This window comes from Flavobacterium cerinum, assembly GCF_024496085.1.
GTDB lineage: Bacteria > Bacteroidota > Bacteroidia > Flavobacteriales > Flavobacteriaceae > Flavobacterium > Flavobacterium cerinum_A.
On record NZ_CP101751.1, the window covers coordinates 3,335,622 to 3,360,564 of the forward strand.

Genomic DNA, 24,943 nt, shown 5'->3' on the forward strand with positions numbered 1-24,943 from the left:
TATGTCAGAAAGATACTTCGGAATAAACAAGAAAATTGTAAAAACAGTACACGGAATCATGCTATTTGCCATGCTGCACAGTAGTTTTGTCGCACCGGCCCAGCAGTTACTCTTTGCTTATTTAGACATACAGTCGGAAGCAAAATCTATAACTTCTAAACCCGCAATAAATCCGGTTTCCCAAAAGGATGCTAATCGTGCTGTCACTCCTGCTCTATCACAACCAAAAGAAGCACAAACAATCAAACGTCTTACCAATACGGAAGCTGTTGTTATCGATAAAACCGAAGCTATTTCGGATCCGGAAAGAAAAGAAAAAGCAGCGTTAATTGGAACTTCAAACGAATTTCCGTTGGATGATCCTTCCGACAACTTATTTAAAATTGAAATCGATAAACAAAAATTAAGTGCAAACGACAGAGTATTTCTAACCTATGATCTTTATGGTGTTAGCGATCTGAACGGTGTTTCAAGAAGTATTAACGACCGACTTTCGACCGGCGGATATATGATTAAAAAACAAAACGGATGGTCACAACAAACAGAAGAACTGGATCCGTCCTGGCTGGAAGAAGGCAGTAATAAAATCATGTTTAACACTCCCAAAGGTGCCAATCATACTTATAAAATCAAGAATGTCGCCTTTAAAATTGAAAAGGGAGATGCGAATCTGCTTCCGAAAATAGTGATCCAAACCAAAAACATACAGTATCAAAAAGACAATACAATTTATATAAAAGGATTTGTAAAGTCCGATAAAGCCATTAAAAAGATACTGGCAGGAAAATCACAACTGGAAGTTCGTTCAAACGAATTTGAAGGTTTCATAACACTTGATAACAAAAATACTGTCAACCCTTTTATAACAATAACGGCTTATAGCGCTGAAGGCTCCGTTGCCAATGAACTTATTTCAATTGATCATCTTACAGAAGCCGATGCTATACTGACCATCGAAAAAGAACAAAGCACCGGTAACTTCGATGCAAAAGCATTTACCCCGTTGACCTTTTCGGTTTCCGATGCCAAACTAAGACTATCCGACAGTAGTATGGCGGTTACTAAAACCATATCCATCAGCGCTTTGCGAAAAGTCGACATTGCTCCTTTAGCATCCGGAATGATTAATGTGACCAAAGGCGAAACAGCCTATCGTTTTCTTCCGGACGGAATGAAGTTTAACAAACCGGTAAAAATTGAAATCGCTTATGATCCGCTTTTACTTCCATCCGGATATAGTCCGAAAGATATCAAAACATTTTATTTCGATACCGACTCAAAACATTGGGTAGCTGTAAAAACGGATAGTATCGATTATAAAAATCATATTATAATTGCCGAAACGACCCATTTTACGGATTATATCAACGGAATCATTCAAGCTCCGGAAAGTCCGCAAACCGCTTCGTTAACGCCTACTACAATGAGTGATATAAAGGCAGCTGATCCATCGGCACAAATAACATTGATCAGTCCACCGCAAGCGTCTCAGAAAGGAGATGTTAATCTTGCTTATCCTATCAAAATTCCGGCCGGTAGAAACGGTATGCAACCGCAACTGACTGTTCAATATAACAGCGAATCCGGTAATGGCTGGCTTGGAAAAGGATGGGATTTGAATCTGCCCGCATTAAGTATTGATACCCGTTGGGGAGTTCCGATATTGGATAAAGTCAAAGAAACGGAAATTTATTCCTTAGGCGGAGAACAACTTATGTTTCCGGATAATTACCTGCCCAATCGCCATCAGAATGTCGGTAATCTTATTACGACTGAACAACAGGATCGTAATAACAGCGGCACTAAAATCTTTGCAACGCGAAAACAAAGTTTTTCCAAAATTGAACGCTTCGGTACTTCTCCTAGTACTTACTACTGGAAAGTAACCGGTACTGATGGGGTTATCAGTTGGTATGGCGGTAAAACAAGTGTTGATCCTAATGCCGTGGTATATGCAGCCGGCGGAATTGTACATTGGGCATTATATATGACAGAAGATACCTATGGTAATAATGTCCGCTATTATTATGATAATTATACCATAAGCAATCAAAATGGGATAAACAGTAATTTAAATGGCGGTGTTGTTTTTAATCCTTCCCGGATCACTTATACCGGAAAAGACGATCAGGACGGTAATTATGAAGTACAGTTTATCAATGAACAAAACATTACACGAACCGATATCAATATCAGCGCGCGATTAGGTTTAAAACAAATTGAACCTTACCGACTGGATAAAATTGATGTTTTGTATAAAGGGGCTACCATTCGGTCTTACAAGCTTAATTATACAAACGGAAAGCTTGGCAAATCATTATTAAAAACGATGTCGGAATTAGATCGTGACGGCAAACTGTTTTACAGTCATACCTTCGATTATTACAATGATATCGCACAAGAGAACGGAGATGTTTATTTTAATGCAGGTATTGATCATAATATATGTAATGATGAATATGTCCCTTGTATTGATACCGACGGCGATGGCATTTGTGATGAAAATGACAATTGTCCTGATATTCCCGGAACCCATGCAAATAACGGATGTCCGGGTAATCCGAATACACAATGTGCAGAAGTATCGTTCCCGGTTCCGCTAAAAGATATTGTATACCGTTATAAGCTGGATTCTCCTTATCATGGCGGACTTGATTATAATGTATGCAACTTTATTCCGGTGAGAATTAAAAATTTCCGAATCGGTAATAATGCTCCGATAGCCGCGAATAATCTGTATCTGACACATTATACTCCGGCCGGTATTACCAATCTTTGTACCGCTACGCAAGAGGAAACAACCGCTATCCGAAACAGCAATTTTGACGCTGATGCCACACAATGGTTTACGCAGCTTTTTAGCGGTATGAATGTGAGCAACGTTCAGGCCGTAAATAAATCCGTTTTATTAAAAATGTTCCGTGATAATCAAAACAATCTGGTACGCGACACCTATTATCAGTTTGAACTGTCCCTGCTATCTCCGATTCCTGATTTAGATTTCGGATATGCGCTGGAATATCGCAATATGAATACCAGTACGACATTCACTACAATCAATCCGCTTCACCCGCCGATTTCCTCTATCCATTCCGCAGCCGGACAACCGGTTTATATAAAAGTAAACAACGTACTGCTATCGCCTGCTCCTTATGATTTAAGAAACAATTTAGCTGCTTTTATCAATGATTTCAGGCAACAATATGGAGCTGCGGCCGAAATCACAACAGAAGATCCTACCTTTAAGATTAATATTAAACTGATGAATCCCCAGTCGCCTTTAAGTACAATTCAGATTGGCGATAATGTCTATTATTTTATTCCGTGTAAAGGTTTCGAAAGAACGACACAACCCGGAAATAATGCAGATGTAACGGTTTCCAAAAAAGCAGTACCGCAAAACGGATCGGCTTACGCCAACCACTTCCGAAACCTTAACAGTGCTTCTCATTTTGAATTTCAGGCATCTGTTCCGGTTGGAGATCCCAACTGCCCGTCTTTATTAAACATTGATTTTTTGATCAGCGGAATCATGCCTTCATTTAACAGTGCTTCTGCTCTTTTAGGAAGTACCAAATCCACCAGTTATACCGCGGGCGGCTATATCGGTGTGGGGATCGGTTGGAACAAAATAGCAAAAACAACCACATTTGGTGTCGGCTATAATCATAGTTGGGATAAGGGAGAATCGTTATCATCACTAATCGATATCAACGGTGATGGGCTTGATGATATTGTTACCAAAGAAAACGGTAACATTTATTATAAAGCACACCGGATTACCCGAACGTATAACGAAAACAACGAACCGCAGATCACCCATAGTTTTGATCCCAAGAAAAAAATTAACGGAATCAATGAGTTTTTCAGACAGGAAGGTGAATCTTCGAGTAAAAACTTTTCAATCAGTGCCGGATTTGCCGGTGTAGGTGCCTTTGCCGGACTGGATAATTCCAAATCAAAATCAAAAGTTGACATCTATTTTACGGATGCCAACGGTGATGGTCTTCCGGATGTTGTACGGGACGGTAAAGTTTATTTTAACCGACTGGATGCCAACGGAAATCCGAGTTTTATCCCGGACAGTAAAGGGACACCAAACCTGGTAATCACTGCTGCTATAAAAGATATCGAAATTCCGGCAGAATATTTTGAAGAGGAAATTCCGATGCCGAATCACGATGTGGTTAAAGTATGGGAAGCTCCCGCTGACGGTACAATCAAAATTACAAATGCTATTGCATTAGAGGATACTAATAAGGAAGCAATGGTTACAATTGAAATGAAAAAAACGGAGCCTGATCCATTGTATTGTTATGAAACAAATGTCTCAGTAAATTCTAACAGTCTGATTAATAAACGATATAGTTACGATTTTGGTTTTCAAGGTTTCGCTGCTTACCTGGATCCTAATCCTATTTCTTATCACCCTACAAGAGTAGCTACTTTTAAACTTGGAAACACCTCTTATACAGTTCCTAATGATCTTTATCTGACCCATTTCAAAAACGGAGCCGAAACGCTCTTACTATGCAGCAGTCCGATATCAACCTATTCAAATTGTGTGCGTAACCCTGATTATACCAGTACGTTGTTACCGTGGCTTATGCAAGGACCGTTATTACCTTATTTAGATGCCAATAGTAATCTTGATACTTATATTAACCATATGGTAACTACGGCGGCCTATCTGGAACAATGTAACGGCTCTAATATCTATTTTCAACATATCGGTGATTTTGGATTTAGCTTTTCTTCTAATGTATATATTAAAACAACCTTTGAATCAAATACTATTTTTACCGATGGCTTTATTCCAACATTTTGTATTAGAAATAATGAACAGGTAGGTGGTATATCGCCAGCTTATGCACAAAAATCGTTGCACGAAGGATATAACGTTAATCCCATAAAAATAAATAATATACCGCTACAAGGAACTTTTAATCTTTCAATAAATAATGCTGTAGGTGTTGAAGCCCTTAAAGCTGAAATTGAAAGAGTAACCGGAGGCCAGGTGACCATTTTTGGAACCCAATATGCAGTGCGGCTAAACAATGATCTGATTGATCCCAGACTACGAATAAAAATCGAGAATACGCCTATTCAGCTTAATACCATCACAATAGAAGGAGTTACATTTAATTTTACTTCCTGTTCACCGTCAGGACCACCACAGAATACAACACAAACTGAAACTTGCCAATTATACGGTACACTCTTAAACAACGCCAATACTTCCGTAAATAATGTTATTGTCTCGCAAAATGCTACCTGTAATCCGGATCAGGGTCCGTTAAAAGTAAAAAAAGGAGATCGGATTTATTTCCGTGTGCATTCTATCGATACCGGAAATCCAAAGGTAAACTGGAATCCTAAAATAGAATATACAGATACTACTCTGGCTAACACGATCGACCAAAACGGACAAACGCCTTATATAAGTTCTTATTCTGACGGCTTTATCCTGTCGCATGAAAATGAAACTCCTTTTACCGGAAATGGTACAGCCGAGATTTCATGGGAACCTTTTACCGTTAACAATCCTACCGATGAGGTAACTTTTGAAATCACCAAAAAGGTACTTAGCGGTTCCGAAGGCGATAACCAACAAAGTTTTTACGATCAGATTCCTGAAATTCCGGTTTATAAAAAAGTGTGTGCTCCGGGTAGCTCCACATTGGTTTCGCCGGCTATAAATGCTGTAGGAGGTGTAAATATCGCGTCGATTCCGGTAACCGGCACTACTACACTATCGTCGAATCCTACTGTAACGGTTTTCTATTTCAGAGTCAAATCATCTTCAAATGTAAACTGGAAACAGTTGGAATGGAAACCTAAAATGATACAACGGACAACCGAACAGGTTATCGGTGATTCCGGAACCAGCGAAGGAACCTTAACCGGACAACAAACGAAATATCCGATACCGGATTATTCCATCTATAAAAGCTATAAAAATTCGAAAGCCTACAATCAATATAATCTTTCGCAAGCCAATTCCGGATCAGCTACGCTAACGATTTTACCTAGTCTTTCCGGCGTATTTGCATCAGGTGATAACGGAAAGTTATTCTTTGTAGTCAAAAAAGACGGTGTTTTTAAAGGCCGAAAACAAGTAACCGTTGCAAACGGCCAGGTGACTTATGACAACACCACTCCTATTGATCTCGGAACAGCCGGTTCTTCTAAAATTGAAATCGGTTATTATATCGACAACTATAACCTGCCGGATGTAACGGCTTCCATAATGGAAAAGATAGCCGCAACCAATGCAAAACTGGCTACAATAACATCACAACAAGGTAATACCGACATTTTTAAAGAGAATGTCAACCTGTTTCAAAAACCGAATCCGAAATTTGGTCCTATGTATCGCCAGTGGGGTCAATTCTTATACAATCCGAAAGCCGTATCCAATGCGTTACCGCTTACCGGTTTACCCGGATTTTTAATCAAAGAAAGTGCACTGGTAATAAGCGAACAGCAGGCTAATGACATTCGAAATGCAGTCGATGCCATTAACAATCTGAATCTGGGTCAGGTCAATTTGGGCGGTCCGGAAGACGATACTAATGCAAATGCATTTGAAGGAATATTAGAAAACTTTGAAACGACATATGCTTCACTTTACAATACCGCTTTTTTTGCAGCCCAACCGTCCCGTTATTACGAGAACAATACTTTTGATGACCGATGGATCGGGATGCACCAGGAAAGCTATGCCGCTATGTTTGCATCACGTGCCGCTAAATTAAATCAATCGTTTGAAGGTTTTAATGATCCGGATGACGAATCGGAACAAGATGTTTTACAAACCGGTGCTTACTCAATAGCGCGTTATAGCAAAGGTACCGGTAAAAATATTGCCGGTGGCGGAAGTGTAGGCGTTGCACCTGGATTTTCAGTCGGTATCAGCGGTTCCAAATCGCCTAACGGAAGAAGCTATTCGCTGACGGATTACGTCGATATGAACGGCGACCGTTATCCGGATTTGGTAACTAAAGATAAAATTCAGTTTACAATGCGAACCGGAGGTCTCTACTCAGGTTCTGTAAAAGACGGAAACATTGCCGGTGATATCGCTAAATTCGAAAGTAACGGATGGGGTGTTTCTGCCAGTGGTACCTACTCGGAAGAAGCCCGGGAAAACAGCAACAGTAAAGGCGATTCGCAAAATAAAGGTTCCGGAAAAACCACCGGTGACCGAAAAGGAATGTCAATCGGTAAACCTACTTTTGATCTTTTCAGCGGTAGCGGTTCAGCAGGTATCAGCGGAGAATTTACAAAAGGAAAAGACAAAACCGTACGACTATGGGCGGATGTGAACGGTGACGGATTGGCCGATCTTTTGGAACAAAATGGTCCTATAATGGTTGTCAAGCTTAATTTCGGAACCAATACATATCAAACGTCCCAATATTCGGAATGGGCAACTTTTGACTTATCAAAAGGATCGTCATCTGCTTTTGGCGGCGGAGTCGGTTTTAACTGGAAAGTAGCCAGTATCGAAGCGGGAGTTTCCGTGGGTAAAACAGTAAGTCATACCGAACAGAACCTGATTGATATCAATGGTGACGGTCTTTTGGATCTGGTTATTTCTCATCCGGACAGCGGACTGAAAATCAGACTTAATCAAGGTAGTAGTTTAGGCCCGCTTACGGCATGGTCCGACTTTAAACTTCAAAATAGCGCTACAAGTGTTAAATCCTCTTTAAACGCCAGTGGTACAATTGCCTGGATATGGCCGATAATCATTCCTTTGTGCTGTACGATACCACTTAAAATTCCGGCGATAACAGCCAGTGCATCGACTTCACAATCAACCGGTAGAACTACGAAAACGATTTCTGATTTTGACGGTGACGGTTATCCGGATCTGATCGAAGAAATCAGTAGTACTAAAATTCGGGTACATTCTTCCCGTATCAGAAGAACCGATATGCTTAAATCGGTTACAAATCCGTTAGGCGGTAAATTTACAGTAGACTATAAAGTCGAAAAAACATCTTATGAAAATCCAAATGCCAAATGGGTAATGACATCGGTTAAGGTCGACGACGGTTATGATTTGGTGAATGACGGTGTTGATACGTACATTAAGGAATTTAAATATGAAAATGCCCGTTATGATCGCCGGGAACGTGAATTTTATGGTTTTGAAACCGTTAAAACATACGATCCTATTTTGCAGGAAGTTAACGGTGAAATGGTACCTGTAGGCATTTACAGAACATCGGTTGTGAAATATCACAATAAAAATTACTTCCTGAACGGACTTATAAAAGAATCCTACACCTTAAACGAAGAAAATCCGAATCAGATTTATTCGAAAACGATTAATGATTATCAGATCAGACCACTGAATTCTTCCGGCCTTATTGACATTCAGGCCGCTTCATTACCGCATACCTTTGACGTGGGCGGAAGCGAAGGTCGAAGAACAGCAAAAGTCGTACTGGCCAAAACTCAAAACTTAGTCTATGAATTACAACAGACTCCGATTATACGAGAAACTCAGTTTGGCTACGATGCATACGGTCGCGTAACCGAATACAAAGATTTAGGAAATATCGCATTGGCATCAGACAATTATATGAGCCAGATTTCCTATCACGATGACAGCGAGTTAATCGATCGGAACATATTAAGTGTTGCAAAACAAATAAAAGTAACCAATGATGCCGGAACGCAACTTCGATTACGAACAACAGCCGATATCAATTTAGCTACCGGATCCGTAGGACGAATCGAAGTAGCTGTCGATGATAATGAAACTGCTGTTACGCAAATGGAGTACGACGATTATGGTAATCTACAACGGATAACCTATCCGGAAAACAACAATGGCGAATCCATGTTCTATCGCTATTATTATGATGGTTCCAGTACTTTTAAATACGTAACAAAAATAGAAGATGCCTACGGTTATAGCTCGTCGGCTGACTATTCACCGGAATTTGACGTTCCGCTTAGTACTACAGATAGAGCCGGAAATACAATATATTATGAATACGATACTGTAGGAAGAATTAAAACTATTCTCGGCACTAAAGAGAAAGCTCAGAGCGAATTGTATACCATTGCATTTGAGTATTATCCGCTATTTGCAACTACATCGCCTTTAGGATGTGTTACACAGCAGGATTTTGTTCCTTTTGCCGTTACCAAACATTTCGATTTACAACACCGCGACAATAATATTGAAACAATTACATTTATTGACGGAATGGCACGAACGGTACAGGTCAAAAAAGATATCTATCTGAATACTGGTAATGCAGAAAATCCGGATCATACAGAAGCCATGTCCGTTTCCGGAAAAGCGCAATATGATGAATTTGGCCGTGTGGTTCGACAGTATCATCCGCACTACGAAAAGAAAGATTGCGGAGAAAATTATCTGGTTGATAACTATGAAACGCAATATTACAGTGAAGTTATATTCGATACGATAGACAGGCCAATCAAAACGACTGATCCGGATGGCAACATTTCGGAACTCGAATATACTTTAGCTACTGATGCTTTGGGTAACATAGCAATGAAAACAAAATCAATTGTCGATCAGAATTCGCAACAACAAATCGTATCCGAAATATACAAAGATGTTCAGGGTAAAGTGACCAGTACAATGAACTTCGGTCCTACTTCAGAATTATGGACCACTTTCGAATACAATGCGATCGGTGAACTATTCAATTATAAAGATGCCGACGAACTCAACACACGTTATAGTTATGATATGTTGGGCAGAAAAAAAACGGTAGAACATCCGGACAATGGTAAAACTCAGTTTTATTATGATAATGCCAGTAATCTGATCAAATTACAAACAGCTAATCTGGCTAATAATCAGAATCTACCACCGTCTCAACGCTTTATTCATTATGAATATGATTATAACAGAATTAAGGAAATCAACTTTCCGAGTATGCCGAATGGAACTAATATTGCCAATGTTATTTATGCATACGGTAATTCCGGTAACGCAACCGGAAGAGTGATCTACCAACAGGATGCTACCGGATATCAAAGTTTTTCATATGGCGATATGGGTGAACTAATCGAAAATACCCGTGTTATTGTAGGACCGAATATTCCAACCCGAAGCTTTACAACTCAATTTGAGTACGACAGTTGGAACCGTATTCAGAAATTAACTTATCCGGACGGTGAACAAGTATTCTATAGTTATGATTTGGGTGGTAATCTGACCAAAATTAAAGGAACGTTCCAAGGAAATGATTATGACTATCTGCAACGAATCGATTATGATCATTATGAGCAACGCCAATATGTTTTATATGGAAACGGAACCGATATGCAGTATAACTATACGCCTAGCCTGCGCCGACTGGAAAGTCTTATTGCAAAAACGGCCAACCAAACTGAAATGTTTAACAATGTTTACGACTTTGACAAAGTAGGTAATGTACTTGGCATTACGAATAGTGCCGGTTCCAATACAACAAACGGCATGGGTGGTACCTATTCGCACTCCTATACGTATGATAATATGAACCGACTTACCGATGCTTTCGGAAGTTTTTCAGGCGAAGGACAACAACGAGAATTAGGTAACGATGCGAGCAGCAGTTATAAACTCAACATGGCGTATAATAATACACATGGTATTGCGCGTAAGACACAAGAGCATATTAAAAACGATGATTATGTTGAGGCAAATACTTATAAAAACGTTTATTCGTATTATGAAGGTTCGCATCGGGTAAAAGAGATTGACAACAGCGCCGGATTGGTTGAAACCTTTAAATATGATCACAACGGAAATATGCGCTTTAGAATTAAAAATGAGACTCAGGATAAAGAATATATCTGGGACGAATCCAACCGATTAAGAGCGGTTTCCGATGACAACAATATGCAGCATTATATTTATGATGCAGCCGGAGAACGTATCTTAAAAGCCGAATCGGATTTAGAACAATTGTATGAAAACGGTACTTTGGTCAATCAAAGCGGTGTAAGCTTTAGCAGTTATAAAACTTACCCGAGTGCTTATATTGTGGTCGACGGAAATGGCCAGTACAGTAAACACTATTATGCCGGTAACGAGCGTATTGTAAGTCGCATTGGCGATAATGGTTCCGGTATTTTTGAGAAAAAACAGTTGACAGCTCCCGGTTTTGATGCTGAAAAAGTACGTCAGTCACAAATAAGCGATCTACAACAATTGGCAAAAATAGCCAACAAAGGAACTGTAACCTTTAAAGAGTACCAACCGGAAGGCAAAGAACGTGAAAACGGAGAGACGGAAAACAGGGAAATGCGTCGTCCGATGGGGAATATTTATTTCTTCCATCCCGATCATTTGGGTACGGCTACTTATTTATCGGATATTAACGGAAACCCATATCAGTTTTTCTTAAATTTACCTTTCGGAGAAACAATGGCCGAGCAGCACAGTCTTACGGAAGATTATGCAAATCCATATAAATTTAACGGTAAGGAATTAGACGAAGCCACCGGATTATATTATTATGGTGCCCGATATTATGATCCGAGAATAAGTATCTGGGTAAGTGTGGATCCGATGGCGGAAAAGTTCCCGAATTGGAATCCGTATAATTATACCATGCAGAATCCGATTAATCTGATTGATCCATCCGGTCTGACTCCTGAAGACGGAGGTGGTGACCCTCCTAAAAAAAATATAATGATCAATTTTTTAAGAGGTCAAGGCAATCTAGGCAATTTTGATGATGCTGATTATGAGAAAAATGGTTGGCATGTAATCGATGCAAGTGGCATAAAAGATGCAAGAGATAAGTTAAAAGCATATTTAGGGGAAAACACTGTTGATAATATTTATATCAATGCCCATGGAGGTAAAATTACATATTTTGAGAGAGATGACGATGGAAACCCGATTTTTGATGATTCTGGCAAAGGTATAAAAAGGTCAAGCTCCGGTACTACTTTTGGAAGTGATATAATATACGGATATCAACTTGCAGACTACAATAATCCTGTTAGACAAAATAATATGAATTCTAATCTAAAAGAAAATATTCAAGCTCTACTCGAAATAGGTAGTTTTATAAATAAAGGAAAGAACTTTATATTCGGTGCTTGTTATGCCGCAAAGGATGATCGATTTGGAGAAAGTCTAGTTTCTCAATTATCTGGTATAAATCTTTTTGTAAGTAAAGATTATGTTGCTACATATTCTAACAAGTATGTCGCAAAATCTCTTTTTTCATTTTTAATAAATAATGATCAAATTAGAGAGGAAGATATGGATGAAGGAGTTAGACTATATAGATCAGGCAGTCCAACTAAAGCCTTTAGCAATTATAGAGTAACTAAGGATGGTGTAATTACCAAAGATTAAAAATTCCCTGTATACAGCATCATAATCCGTATAAACATTAAAAAATCCTGACCATTCCGGTCAGGATTTTTTAATATCAAACCAACAAATTCATCAGTAACGGTTTATCATTAAGATAGTTAACATAAAAATCATGTTGCTTCATTTTTGATAATAACGGATCAAAATCCTGATATTCTTTTACCTCTATTCCTACAATTGCCATTCCCTTTTCTTTGGAATTTTTCTTGGTGTATTCAAAATACGTAATATCATCATCCGGACCTAAAACATTCATCACAAAATTGCGAAGTGCACCCGGACGTTGCGGGAAATTCACCAGAAAATAGTGTTTTAACTGCTTGTATAATAATGCCTTTTCTTTAATTTCCTCCATTCGGGTTATATCATTATTACTGCCACTGACAATACATACAATATTTTTTCCCTTCAGCTTTTCTTTATCATAACATTTAAGTGCAGCTACTGCTAAAGCACCGGCCGGTTCCACCACAATCGCATCTTTATTATACAGTGCTAATATCTCTTCGCAAACGCTTCCTTCGGGAACTGTTATGACATCATGAAGGGTATTCCGACAAATATCGAATGTATAGTCGCCAACCTGTTGTACCGCCGCTCCGTCAATAAAACGACTGATCTTCTCCAGATAAACCGGTTTTCCTTTTTCAATCGCTTTTAACATACTCGCTGCTCCTTCCGGTTCGACACCGATAATCTTGGTATCCGGTGATTTCATTTTGAAAATTGCACTGATACCCGCAGCTAATCCGCCGCCGCCAATCGGAACGAAAAGATAATCAACCGGTTTTTCAGCTTGTTCGAGTATTTCCAATGCTACGGTCGCCTGCCCTTCTATTATAGCCGGATCATCAAAAGGATGAATAAAAACGGCGTTGTGTTCCTTACAAAATGCAAGGGCTGCCTCTTTGGCTTCATCGAAAGTATCACCGTGTAAAACCACCTCAACATAATCATCTCCGAACATTTTTACCTGTTCCAGTTTTTGTCCGGGTGTTGGTAACGGCATAAAAACGGTGCCTTTTATTTTCATTTTTTTACAGGCTAAAGCAACTCCCTGCGCATGATTTCCGGCACTGGCACAAACCACACCTTTTATACAATCTTCCTGCGAAAGCGAAGCCATTTTATTATATGCCCCTCTTATTTTATAGGAACGTACCGGTTGCAAATCTTCCCGTTTTAAACTGATATGCGCCTGAAAATCTTCAGACAACTTCAGATGCTGTTGCAAAGGCGATCGAAAGACTTCTTTTTTTAATCTTTCAGCGGCCTTACAAACAGCTTCATACTTTGGAAAATATATTTTTGTATTCATAATCAACTGTTTTCAGGTCTCAGACTACGAACCGTTTTTCCGGCCTGCCACATTTCACTTTCTCGTAACTCGGTTAATTCGGCTTCTAACTTCGAACGATAATCGGCTTTACTATTGCTCTCAATTGCTTTTTGAGCTTCTTTTCCCGTTGCGACACTCTTATATAAATCTTCAAAAAGCGGTTTTGTCGCATCGCGAAACGGTTTCCACCAGTCTAATGCGCCTCTTTGTGCCGTCGTACTACAATTGGCATACATCCAGTCCATCCCGTTTTCGGACACCAAAGGCATCAAAGATTGTGTCAATTCTTCTACCGTTTCGTTAAAAGCTTCCGACGGGCTATGGCCGTTATTACGCAATACCTCATATTGTGCCGCAAAAATGCCTTGTATGGCGCCCATTAATGTTCCGCGTTCGCCTACCAAATCACTGTAAACTTCTCTTTTAAAATCCGTTTCAAAAAGATAGCCGCTACCGATTGCGATTCCTAAAGCCACTACCCTTTCCCATGCTTTTCCGGTTGCATCCTGATACAAAGCAAAACTGCTGTTTAGTCCTCTGTCTTCCAGAAACATTCTCCTCAGTGAAGTACCGGATCCTTTTGGCGCTACCAGAAATACGTCGACATCTTCCGGCGGTTGGATTCCTGTTTCTTCATTAAATGTTATTCCGAATCCGTGCGAAAAATACAAAGCCTTTCCGGGTGTTAGCTGTGCTTTAACTCTAGGCCAATATTCAATTTGAGCAGCATCACTCAGCAAATAACAAATAATAGTTCCTTTAGCCAAAGCTTCATCGATCTCAAAAAGGGTCTCACCCGGTACAAAACCATCCTTAACTGCTTTATCCCATGATTTGGAATCTTTTCGTTGTCCTACAATAACCGACACACCATTATCCCGTAAATTAAGTGCTTGTCCGGGACCTTGAATACCATATCCGATAACCGCCACTGTTTCATCTTTTAAAACTTCCTGTGCTTTTACTAACGGAAATTCTTCCCGCGTTACTACATTTTCTGCTACTCCTCCAAAATACAATGTTGCCATTTGTTTCTTTTTTTATATTATTAATTTTTCCTTTTTATTCTTCTTTTCTCCAATACAATCCGTCTTCGGATTTTGCCATCGAAGTATTCCTTGAAAATGCTTCTAATCCTATGTCTTTCAAGCTGTCTTTTAATTCATTTATTGCTTCGCATTTCCCGATAACTTCAAATACGATAGCATTATCATCTTTCGCTACTATACTGAAATTATAGGAGCTTAATAGTCGTTCAACTTTCGGATTTGAAGTAATATTTTTTATCAGGATTTTATACATTCCGGTTTCCTTCCCGATCAATTCGTTATCGGTATGATAATACACTTTTAAAACCTCTACTTGTTTTTCCAGCAGATAAGTCAGTTTTCTGATGTTTTCTTCCGTTTCCGTTACCACTATCCTAAACTGCTGAATATTGGCAACCTGAACCGGTCCGGCACAAATTGTTGTGATATTAATCCTCTTTTTAAAAAACAGTAAGGCAATCCGATTGATTAAACCGGTATCATTTTCTGTATAAATGGTTATTGTAAATTGCTGTTTTTCATCTATCGCTCTCATTTTTCTAAATTTGATCCTTGTTAAATACTATATCCGATACACTTTTACCCTGAGGCACCATCGGGAATACATTGTCTTCTTTACCCACAACTATTTCCAGAAGATAACTTCCTTTGTGCTCCATCATATGCTGTAAGGCCTGATGTAAATCCTCACGTCGCTCAACCCGTTGTCCCGGGATACTATATCCTGCTGCAATCTTTACAAAATCAGGATTGTGCATGGCAACAAACGAATAGCGGTTATCGTGAAAGAGTTCCTGCCATTGCCGAACCATTCCTAAAAAGCTGTTATTAAGTATGATCAATTTCACATTGATTTTAAACTGCATAATGGTTCCCAATTCCTGAATGTTCATCTGGACGCCGCCATCTCCCATTACAGCAATCACAGAACGATTTGTATAAGCTGTAGCAGCTCCGATAGCCGCCGGAATCGCAAAACCCATTGTTCCAAGTCCGCCGCTGGTTATATTACTTCTGGAGTTTTTATAATGCGCATATCGACAGGTAATCATTTGATGTTGTCCTACATCAGAGACAATAATCGCCTCACCTTCTGTTAATTCATTAATATTGCGAATCACTTCTCCCATCGTTATTCTATTTCCGGCCGGATAGATCTCATTCTGAATTACTTCTTTGTATTCTGTTTCCTGACAATCTTTAAAGTAATTATACCACTTTTGATGTGTTTTTGATAACACCAACCTGGTTAACTGCGGTAACGTTTCTTTACAATCCCCCAGAATAGGAATGTCGGCTTTTACATTTTTATCAATTTCAGCCCGGTCAATATCCAGGTGAATTATTTTTGCTTTTGTAGCATATTCATCCAAACGCCCAGTTACCCGATCGTCAAAACGCATCCCGATAGCAATTAATACATCGCATTCATTGGTTAATAAATTCGGTCCGTAATTCCCATGCATTCCAACCATTCCTACGGCTAGCGGATGATCGGTCGGAATTGCACTCATTCCTAAAATTGTCCAGGCTGTCGGAATGCCGGTTTTTTCAATAAACTGTAATAATTCTGTTTCCGCTTTACCTAACAAAACACCCTGACCGATTATTACAAAAGGACGTTTGGCTTCATTAATCAACATTGCTGCTTTTATAAGCTGCGTTTTATCCGGAACCGGAACGGGTTTATAATTCGGTAATCCGATACACGGTTTATATCCCGGATAAGGCAGTCGCTGTAACTGGGCATTTTTGGTAATATCAATAACAACCGGCCCCGGTCGGCCGGAACGTGCTATATAAAAAGCTTTTGCCAGTATTTCCGGAATTTGGTTCGCATCGGTAATCTGATAATTCCATTTTGTAACCGGTGTTGTTATTCCCATTACATCAATTTCCTGAAAAGCATCGGATCCTAAAAGATGGGCATATACCTGTCCGGTAATACATACTACGGGAGTACTGTCCAACAAAGCATCTGCAAGTCCTGTAACCAGATTTGTTGCTCCGGGTCCGCTTGTTGCGATTACAACACCGACATTTCCGGATGCTCTCGCATATCCCTGAGCTGCGTGAATTGCACCTTGCTCATGTCGAACCAGAATATGCTCCAGTTTTTCCTGATAATCATATAAAGCATCATATACCGGCATTATAGCTCCGCCCGGATAACCGAAAATGGTACGGATTCCTTCATTCAGAAAAATTTCGAGTAATAGCTGACTCCCCGTCATTATCTTTTCCGTTACTATTGTTTCTTCATACTTTTTTTTCAATTCCTTCATAATCGTCCTGCTTTTATGCATCGGTAACACAACCCTCCGAAGCGGGTGATACTGTTAATGCGTATTTATACAATAATCCCTTTGTGACTTTTAATTTCGGTGCTTCCCATTGTTGCTTCCGGATTTCGATTTCCTTATCCGATACTTGTAATACGAGCGTATTTTTAACCGCGTCAATTTCAATAATGTCTCCATCGTTAACAAAAGCGATAAGACCGCCATCATACGCTTCCGGTGAAATATGTCCCACCACAAAACCATGTGTACCGCCGCTAAATCGGCCATCCGTTATCAAAGCAACACTTTGTCCCAAACCCGCACCGATAAGCGTACTTGTCGGTTTTAACATTTCGGGCATTCCCGGTGCTCCTTTTGGTCCTTCATTTCGGATAACAATAACATCTCCGGGTTGAACTCTTCCGTTTTTAATTCCTTCTATCAGTGCTTTTTCGCCGTCAAAAACCCGGGCCGGACCGCTAAAACGTTCTCCTTCTTTTCCTGTTATTTTAGCGACACTTCCGTTAACTGCTAAATTCCCATATAAGATTCTTAAATGCCCGGTTGCCTTGATCGGATCGGTTAAGGGTCTGATAATCTTTTGTTTTTCAAAATCAATGCATGTCACATTTTCCAGATTTTCGGCTACGGTTTTACCGGTTACAGTAAGACAATCTCCGTGTAGTAAGCCTTCATTTAACAGGTATTTCATCACTGCCGGAATTCCGCCTTGTTCATGTAAATCCTGCATCAGGTATTGTCCGCTCGGTTTTAAATCGGCTAAAACAGGTGTTACATCACTCATTCTTTGGAAATCATCCTGATTTAACGGTACGCCGACACTTTTCGCCATTGCGATGATATGCAATACCGCATTTGTACTTCCCCCTAGAACAATAATCAGTCGCATAGCATTTTCGAATGCTTTACGAGTCATAATATCCGTTGGTTTTATATCTTGCTCCAACAATCCTTTCAGATAGCGACCGGCTTCAAAACATTCCTTTTCTTTATCCGGGCTTATCGCCGGATTAGAAGCCGAATACGGTAAACTCATTCCTAATGCTTCAATTGCAGAAGCCATCGTATTTGCAGTATACATACCGCCACAAGCTCCCGAACCCGGACAAGCATTTTTTATAATTCCGTTAAAATCTTCATCACTCAGATTTCCGGTTAATTTTTGCCCCAAAGCTTCAAAAGCGGAAACAATGTTAAGTGGTTCTCCTTTATAACATCCCGGCGCAATTGTTCCGCCGTAGACCATTATAGCCGGTCTGTTTAACCGTCCCATAGCGATTATACTTCCGGGCATGTTTTTATCACAACCGGGTAATGCAATCACACCGTCATAATGTTGTGCTCCGCAGATTGCCTCAATACTATCGGCTATTACTTCCCGACTGACCAGTGAATACCGCATACCATCCGTTCCGTTGCTCATTCCGTCACTCACTCCGATAGTATTAAAAACCAAACCGGCCAGTCCTTGTTCCCAGGTCCCTTTTTTTACCAGTTGTGCCAGATCATTCAAATGTCGGTTACACGGATTTCCGTCATATCCCATACTGGCGATTCCGACTTGCGCTTTTTGCATATCTTCATCAGTAAAACCGATTCCATACAACATGGCTTTTGCTGCCGGAAGTGTTTCATCCTCAGTCAGTATCGCTGAATATTTATTTTTTTTCATATCTATCTCTTCATTTTCAATTCGCTATACTTCATTTATACTTTTTCCTAAAACCAGATTTCGATACGCTTTTTGGATCCGGCTACTTAAACTATCTTCCCACTTCCCGGTAAACGGAACATCATCCAGGGATGCCAGTGTGGCGACTTCAGCAGCAGTTCCGCAGAAAAAAGCCGCATCTGCACCGCGCATTTCTTCCGGTTTAAAACATTTTTCTACAACCTGTATACCCAATTTTTTACAAATCTCAATAACCGTAGCCCGTGTAATTCCCGGTAAAATATTACCTCTTGCAGGTGTAAACAGCACGCCGTCTTTTTCAAAAAAAACATTCGCGCCCGAACTTTCCGCTACATGTCCGTTAGCATCTAAAAGCAACGCTTCGTCGTACCCTTTATCTTTTGCTTCCTGACAAGCCAAAATCGAATTGACGTAATGTCCGCTTACTTTTGCTTCCACATGAAATGCTTCCGGATTGGGTCTGCGATACGATGAGGTCATAATTCGCATTTTATCATTTAGATAACCATTGTTCCATTCCCATGCTTCAATTACCAGCTGACTTTCTTTTCCTTTTGACAGTGCCATATTTGGCGAACTGATTACTAACGGACGTAAATAGGCATCACCGAGTCCGTTGCGATCCAGTACTTCATAAGATAAATCAACCAGTTCCGATGTTGTATAAGTAAAAGGCATTTGCAGTGTCTCTGCAGAAAAACGCAAGCGATCATAATGTTCTTCCGCTTTAAAAATCCGGGTTCCTTTTTCTGTTTGATACGATTTAATCCCTTCAAAAACGGCATATCCGTAATGAAGTGATTGGCTGTACAAATTCGTTTTTGCATCCGTGGCTTTTACAAAGCTTCCATCGAAATAAATAATAGTGTTTTCCTGATAATACATAAGCAAATGCTTTTAAGTTGAACAAAAAAAGGCCCTTCTCACCGTGAGAAGGGCCTTAATACTATACAATAGGTTATGCCGTCCTTCTCACAAACGCAAGGGAATAATGATAATAGTGTTGCTAATAACTGTTAACTGTCGCATAACCTTAAAATAAAAAAAGCCGTCCCAATATTGGAACGGCTTCGTATGATTCATCTTTAATTTTACTACAATACCATTCCTCCACTATCGCTTATAGCAATAATGTTATTTGTTGTAACTGTAATAATATTGGTAGTCATCATGTGAATTGTAATTGCTGTAAAATTACATAAAAAACACAAAAATCCAAGTTTTATTTATTTTTTTTCAACCTCATTCATTTTTAAAACAAATTCTAATTAAAACAAACCATTCAATCAAACTATAACATTCTTAACTTATAACAACAATAATCACGTATTACTACCTGATTTTTAACAGTTCGTGTTTTCTATATTGCAGTAACAAACCTCCAAACGAACTACCATGCAAAATCAAGCATCTCAAAAGGCAGCCATTGATTGCGAATCCAATCCGGCCGCTTCCCTCAAGAAAATGTTTATCGATTCTACGATGGGTAATCGAATTATGGCCGGACAATGTCCGGTAAGACGTGCAGTATTTTTAAAACCGCACGGTGTGGCTAAAGCCGATTTTATAATGGTTCCGGGATTATCCGACCAATATAAAGTTGGAATTTTTGCTCACGATCGTTTTTCAGCCTGGGTACGTTTTTCAAGCGATACCTTACCACATGCACCGGATATGAAATCGACGGTAGGCATCGGAATCAAGCTTTTTGACGTTCCCGGTAAAAAATTACTGGAATCCAGTCAGCATGCAACTACAGCTGATTTCCTAATGCAAAATATGAACGTCTTTTTTGTCGACAATGCAACCGAAATGTGCAAGTTTACAAAAGCCGGAGTGGTCGATCATAATTATGACCTTTATTTAAAAGACCATCCGAAAACGCAAGAAATCCTGGACGCTATGCAAAAAGAGGTTTCCAGTTGCCTTACAACGCCTTATTGGAGTGGTCTTCCCTATGCTTTTGGCGATCGTTTTGTAAAATACAAACTGGAACCGATCGGTCCTCCGTTTAGTGTCCCACCATCTCAAAACACGGCTGATTATCTTCAGGCCGATTTACAGGCCCGACTTAATATGGGAGAAGCGCAGTTTAAATTCATGGTCCAGTTTCAAACCGATCCGGAAAAAATGCCCTTAGACAAAGCCATGACACCGTGGAGCGAAACGGAATCCATTCCGGTTCATATCGCTACACTTGTTATTCAAAAACAAGACATTACAAATCAGGGACAACCGGAATACGGTGAAAATCTTTCGTTTAATCCGTGGCGTACGTTAAAAGAACACGAACCGCAAGGTAGTATCAGTGACGCCCGAAAAACCGTTTATGAAGCCGGTGCCGAATTACGACGCTTTAAAAACGGGGTACCGGCGATAGAACCCGATGCTCCAAGACCATTAAACCTCAAATAAACAGTGCTATGGATATCAACAATATAAAAAAAGTAGCGATTTACCCGGCTATTGGGGTAGCGCGTATCGGAAATTCAAAAGAATATTATCTGGCTCCCGAATTACCGGGAGTGACACCGGTTGCAGAAGGTGGCTTTAAGGATAATGATAATCTGTTTAAAAAACAGGTCCCGCGTTTTCGTATTTATGCCTTAGATGAAAACGACAAACCGCTATTTGAAATTAACACCGATACTGAAGATGCGAATATTGAATGGCGTGTTCATGTGGCCAACCGAAAAGCAGCCTGGTATCAGTTTAATAATGCTCTTGATCTGGGAAAATACAGTATTCCCAGTACAAAACGTAACGGAGCCGTAGCCGAACCGGATCGTGATCAACTGGTAATCGATCCCGGACCGCGAACAATTAGCGGAAAAAATATATCCGGACCGGCTTATCAGTTTGACAACGGCGAGTTTTACGGTAAAAAAGTGCCGTTGGGTGAAATCCGAACCGATGATAAAGGACGTCTTTTGTTTTTTGGCGGAGACGGAAAAAGCGAATCCCGTTTGGGTATTAAAGCGATTACCTTTGCTAACAACGACGACTGGCATGATGACACTTCGGATGGTACCGTTAGAGCAAAAGTTACCATTGGCGGACAAACGTTTGAAGCAAAACCGGCTGTTGTAATCTGTACGCCTCCGAATTTCGGACAGGGACTATTCCCGGTCGTAAGTATGCTGGATGTAGTAAACGACTTATATATTCGTGAAGGATGGATCAAACCGCGACCGGAGATAGATTTTTATAAAGACATCTACCCTATTCTGTTTCGTATGAGCAGTACACAATGGGTAAATGAAGGTTTCTTTATGTTATTCGGTACAAATTCACCGAGTGATTTCGGAAATCCGGAATTTATCCGTCAACTGGAAAATCCGGGAGCAGAATATGAAGCCGAACGCAGACGGGTTTTTGAGTGGTTCCGAGATCGGAAATCTGAAATCTATGAACCGACTAAAATTCCACCGCATTACGGCGATTTATTCGGCGATTATCTGGCCCTTCCTGCCGTTGATCTGGCTGTAACCGATACGCAATATGAAAAACTGCGTCGTTGGGCTGATGGTGATTTTATTACCGGAAAACCAAAAGAACCGGTTGTTTTTGATGAATTACCGGTAATCGCACAAACAATTGCGCTATTAAAAGCACCTTTGGAAGAATGCCTTGGCGGTCCTTTTCACCCCGGAATTGAAATTACATGGCCATTCCGACATCTGATGATGTGGAGCGAGCCGTATCGTTTAAAAGTACTTGAAGAAGATTCTGAAGTTCGGGATAATTACGGCGGAATGCTGACTTCCGAAATTGCATTATCTCCGGGCGGACCATTAGACGGTAGCGGACCGGGTTCTGTAACCCGTTGGTTGGGAGTACCGTGGCAAACGGACGAAGCAAGTTGCCTTTCCGGTTATGATGTAACTTTGTATCTGCCGTTACCCTCGTTCTGGTCGGTTCGAGTACCGAATACCGTATTATCAAAGGATAGTTTTGATCGGTTGAATGTATCCACAACGAACGACGGACAAAAATTAAAGCATTTTTCTTATCGTGTAGACTGGATGCGTGATTTTACTACAACTTATGTTACCCGTATCAACAATATGATTGCTAAGTGGCATCAATTGGGTATTATTACCGAGCATGATCTGGAAAACCCGTCTCAATTCCTTCCGGAAGCATTATGGGTGGAAACCGATCGCAAAGGACCTACCGGTGCCGATCCTACTCTGATACAAGTACGTCATGCTGAAAAAGAACCGCTTGTTGCTGCAAGAGGATTAATGGAAGAAACACCACGTGAAAGTCAACCTTTAAAACGACACGAATTATAAAAAATTCACGATACATACCTGTTGCTATTGTTGGAGGAGGTCCTGCCGGTCTGTCCGCAGCCCTTACTTTACAAAAGGAATCCGTATCCTGTCTGGTTATCGATTATCGTCAGGAAAATAGTTTCAAACCCGGTGAGTCATTAGCACCGGGGGCGAATTTTATCATGGCGCAACTCGGACTTGACGGGATACCGATTTCCGGTTATCACCATCAGTATGTAGGGAATAACGTTGTGTGGGGTGATACTACGCCCCGCGAGCGTTATTTTTTAAATGAACCTTACGGAAACGGATTACATCTGAATCGGATCGTTTTTGAAAATCAATTATTCGAATCCGCCAATGATCGCGGAATCACGATACTACAACAATATCGGATTAAAGAAATTTCCGAAACAACCGACCGGATTTTTATCGAATGCCTTTCCCCTTCCGGTGATTGTATTGTTATTGAAACTGATTTTATACTGGATTGTAGCGGCCGATCGGGAATTGTAGCTAAAAAATTAGGAATAAAACGAACCACTTTAGATCATTTAGCTTCCTATCATTTTATGATTACACAACCGGATGCTGTTTTAAATGGGATGACATATATCGAATCGGTGGAAGACGGTTGGTGGTATATGGCTCCGGTTCACGATAATAAAACGGTTGTTAATTTTATGTCGGATACCGATCTGCATACAATCCGACCCGATTTCTTTGAAGAATGGTTGTCTCAAAAGTTATCTGAAACACTTCATTTTTCATCTCTGATTTCAAAAGATGCCTTTAATACACTTATTCATACCGGAATAAAAACCGCTACAACTTCATTCCTCGATATTCCCGGCGGCAACCGATGGCTCGCTGTTGGTGATGCTTTGTGTTCCTATGATCCGCTAACGTCTTTTGGGATAACCAATGCGTTAACTTCCGGACATGCCGCAGCCAAAGCCATTCAGGGATTAATACAAGGAAATGCGACTGCTGCTTCAGATTATTTATCCGGACAAATGCATCTTTTTAATAAATCGGTTACAATGCTTCAAAATCAATACCGTCAAGAACAACGTTGGACGAATGAACCGTTCTGGAAACGCCGTTTATAGTACTTCAATAATTTCTTACAATCAGAATAATATAAAAAAAAGCTATATTTGTTTTTGTTAATAACAAAAATCTGATTTATGAATACAGAAAACATCATTGTAGCCCATGCTTCTGAACTGGAAAAAGCTACGTTTTACAAAAAGACTTATTTACATGTTGCATTAGCTATTCTGGCTTTTATTGTTGTAGAAAGCATTTTAATCCGTGTAGTTCCAATAGAATGGATCGCTGCTATGGTAAGTATGAAATATGCCTGGTTATTTATCCTTGGTTTATTCTGGTTAGGTTCTATGTTTTCCGAGAAAATGAGTTTTAATCCGTCCCGCCAACAACAATATTTCGGTTTAGGATTGTATGTAATACTTCAGGCTATTATTTTTCTTCCGATGATCGTAATTGCCGTAGCGATTACGAATAGTGCAGAATTAATTACGCAAGCTGCTATTATTACTTTATTTATGTTTTCCGGATTAACGGCAGTGGTATTTTTTACCCGAACTGATTTTTCCTTTTTAAGAACGGCACTTATTGTGGGTGGTTTTATTTCTTTAGGACTAATCGTTGCCGGTGCTATTTTCGGATTTAATCTTGGATTATGGTTCTCTGTCGGTATGGTAATCCTGGCTTCCGGTAGTATTCTTTATCAAACGCATCAAATTAAAAATCAATACGGTACACAACAATATGTTGGAGCCGCATTACAATTATTTTCATCGGTAATGCTTTTATTCTGGTATGTTTTACGCATCCTGATGAGCCGAAGAAACTAACATATAAAACCTGACAG

At 39.9% G+C, this 24,943-nt stretch carries 11 protein-coding genes; 5 read left to right on the forward strand and 6 right to left on the reverse strand.

Annotated elements, in window-relative coordinates:
* Position 1: 1 nt before the first annotated feature.
* Positions 2-12,358, forward strand: coding sequence for a toxin TcdB middle/N-terminal domain-containing protein (locus NOX80_RS15050; protein WP_256550620.1), 12,357 nt, complete (start codon positions 2-4; stop codon positions 12,356-12,358).
* Positions 12,359-12,434: 76 nt separating this feature from the next.
* Here NOX80_RS15050 and ilvA read toward each other — a convergent pair whose 3' ends face one another.
* Genes ilvA through NOX80_RS15080 form a run of 6 tightly spaced genes read right to left on the reverse strand, consistent with a single transcriptional unit; the run spans position 12,435 to position 19,648 of the window.
* Positions 12,435-13,697 carry a threonine ammonia-lyase IlvA gene (gene ilvA / locus NOX80_RS15055; protein WP_256550621.1) on the reverse strand — a complete coding sequence of 421 codons (1,263 nt, stop codon included), beginning with the start codon at positions 13,695-13,697 and terminating at the stop codon, positions 12,435-12,437.
* A 2-nt stretch (positions 13,698-13,699) separates the two neighbouring features.
* Positions 13,700-14,746, reverse strand: coding sequence for a ketol-acid reductoisomerase (gene ilvC, locus NOX80_RS15060; RefSeq protein WP_256550622.1), 1,047 nt, complete (start codon positions 14,744-14,746; stop codon positions 13,700-13,702).
* A 34-nt stretch (positions 14,747-14,780) separates the two neighbouring features.
* The gene (ilvN, locus tag NOX80_RS15065) at positions 14,781-15,302 is read right to left on the reverse strand and encodes an acetolactate synthase small subunit (protein WP_256550623.1); all 522 of its coding nucleotides are present in this window, start codon (positions 15,300-15,302) and stop codon (positions 14,781-14,783) included.
* Positions 15,303-15,306: 4 nt separating this feature from the next.
* A complete protein-coding gene (gene ilvB, locus NOX80_RS15070) occupies positions 15,307-17,052 on the reverse strand; it encodes a biosynthetic-type acetolactate synthase large subunit (protein WP_256550624.1) in 1,746 nt (581 codons plus the stop codon).
* Positions 17,053-17,065: 13 nt separating this feature from the next.
* Positions 17,066-18,742: a dihydroxy-acid dehydratase gene (gene ilvD, locus NOX80_RS15075; RefSeq protein ID WP_256550625.1), complete on the reverse strand. Its 1,677-nt coding sequence runs from the start codon at positions 18,740-18,742 to the stop codon at positions 17,066-17,068.
* A 24-nt stretch (positions 18,743-18,766) separates the two neighbouring features.
* A complete protein-coding gene (locus NOX80_RS15080) occupies positions 18,767-19,648 on the reverse strand; it encodes a branched-chain amino acid transaminase (RefSeq protein ID WP_256550626.1) in 882 nt (293 codons plus the stop codon).
* Positions 19,649-20,158: 510 nt separating this feature from the next.
* Here NOX80_RS15080 and NOX80_RS15085 point away from each other — a divergent pair.
* From NOX80_RS15085 to NOX80_RS15100, 4 genes are all read left to right on the forward strand, one after another.
* Complete coding sequence (locus NOX80_RS15085; RefSeq protein WP_256550627.1) at positions 20,159-21,178, forward strand: hypothetical protein; 1,020 nt, start codon at positions 20,159-20,161, stop codon at positions 21,176-21,178.
* Positions 21,179-21,186: 8 nt separating this feature from the next.
* The gene (locus NOX80_RS15090; RefSeq protein ID WP_256550628.1) at positions 21,187-23,061 is read left to right on the forward strand and encodes a LodA/GoxA family CTQ-dependent oxidase; all 1,875 of its coding nucleotides are present in this window, start codon (positions 21,187-21,189) and stop codon (positions 23,059-23,061) included.
* A gap of 26 nt (positions 23,062-23,087) precedes the next feature.
* Positions 23,088-24,155, forward strand: a complete 1,068-nt coding sequence (locus NOX80_RS15095) for an FAD-dependent monooxygenase (RefSeq protein ID WP_256553022.1) — start codon at positions 23,088-23,090, stop codon at positions 24,153-24,155.
* A 78-nt stretch (positions 24,156-24,233) separates the two neighbouring features.
* Positions 24,234-24,926: a Bax inhibitor-1/YccA family protein gene (locus tag NOX80_RS15100; protein ID WP_256550629.1), complete on the forward strand. Its 693-nt coding sequence runs from the start codon at positions 24,234-24,236 to the stop codon at positions 24,924-24,926.
* Positions 24,927-24,943: the final 17 nt, after the last annotated feature.

Bases quoted from the DNA above. Each gene is read 5' to 3' on its own strand.
- NOX80_RS15050 (WP_256550620.1), top strand. From the start codon at position 2: ATGTCAGAAAGATACTTCGGAATAAACAAGAAAATTGTAAAAACAGTA.
- ilvA (WP_256550621.1), bottom strand. From the start codon at position 13,697: ATGAATACAAAAATATATTTTCCAAAGTATGAAGCTGTTTGTAAGGCC.
- ilvC (WP_256550622.1), bottom strand. From the start codon at position 14,746: ATGGCAACATTGTATTTTGGAGGAGTAGCAGAAAATGTAGTAACGCGG.
- ilvN (WP_256550623.1), bottom strand. From the start codon at position 15,302: ATGAGAGCGATAGATGAAAAACAGCAATTTACAATAACCATTTATACA.
- ilvB (WP_256550624.1), bottom strand. From the start codon at position 17,052: ATGAAGGAATTGAAAAAAAAGTATGAAGAAACAATAGTAACGGAAAAG.
- ilvD (WP_256550625.1), bottom strand. From the start codon at position 18,742: ATGAAAAAAAATAAATATTCAGCGATACTGACTGAGGATGAAACACTT.
- NOX80_RS15080 (WP_256550626.1), bottom strand. From the start codon at position 19,648: ATGTATTATCAGGAAAACACTATTATTTATTTCGATGGAAGCTTTGTA.
- NOX80_RS15085 (WP_256550627.1), top strand. From the start codon at position 20,159: ATGCAAAATCAAGCATCTCAAAAGGCAGCCATTGATTGCGAATCCAAT.
- NOX80_RS15090 (WP_256550628.1), top strand. From the start codon at position 21,187: ATGGATATCAACAATATAAAAAAAGTAGCGATTTACCCGGCTATTGGG.
- NOX80_RS15100 (WP_256550629.1), top strand. From the start codon at position 24,234: ATGAATACAGAAAACATCATTGTAGCCCATGCTTCTGAACTGGAAAAA.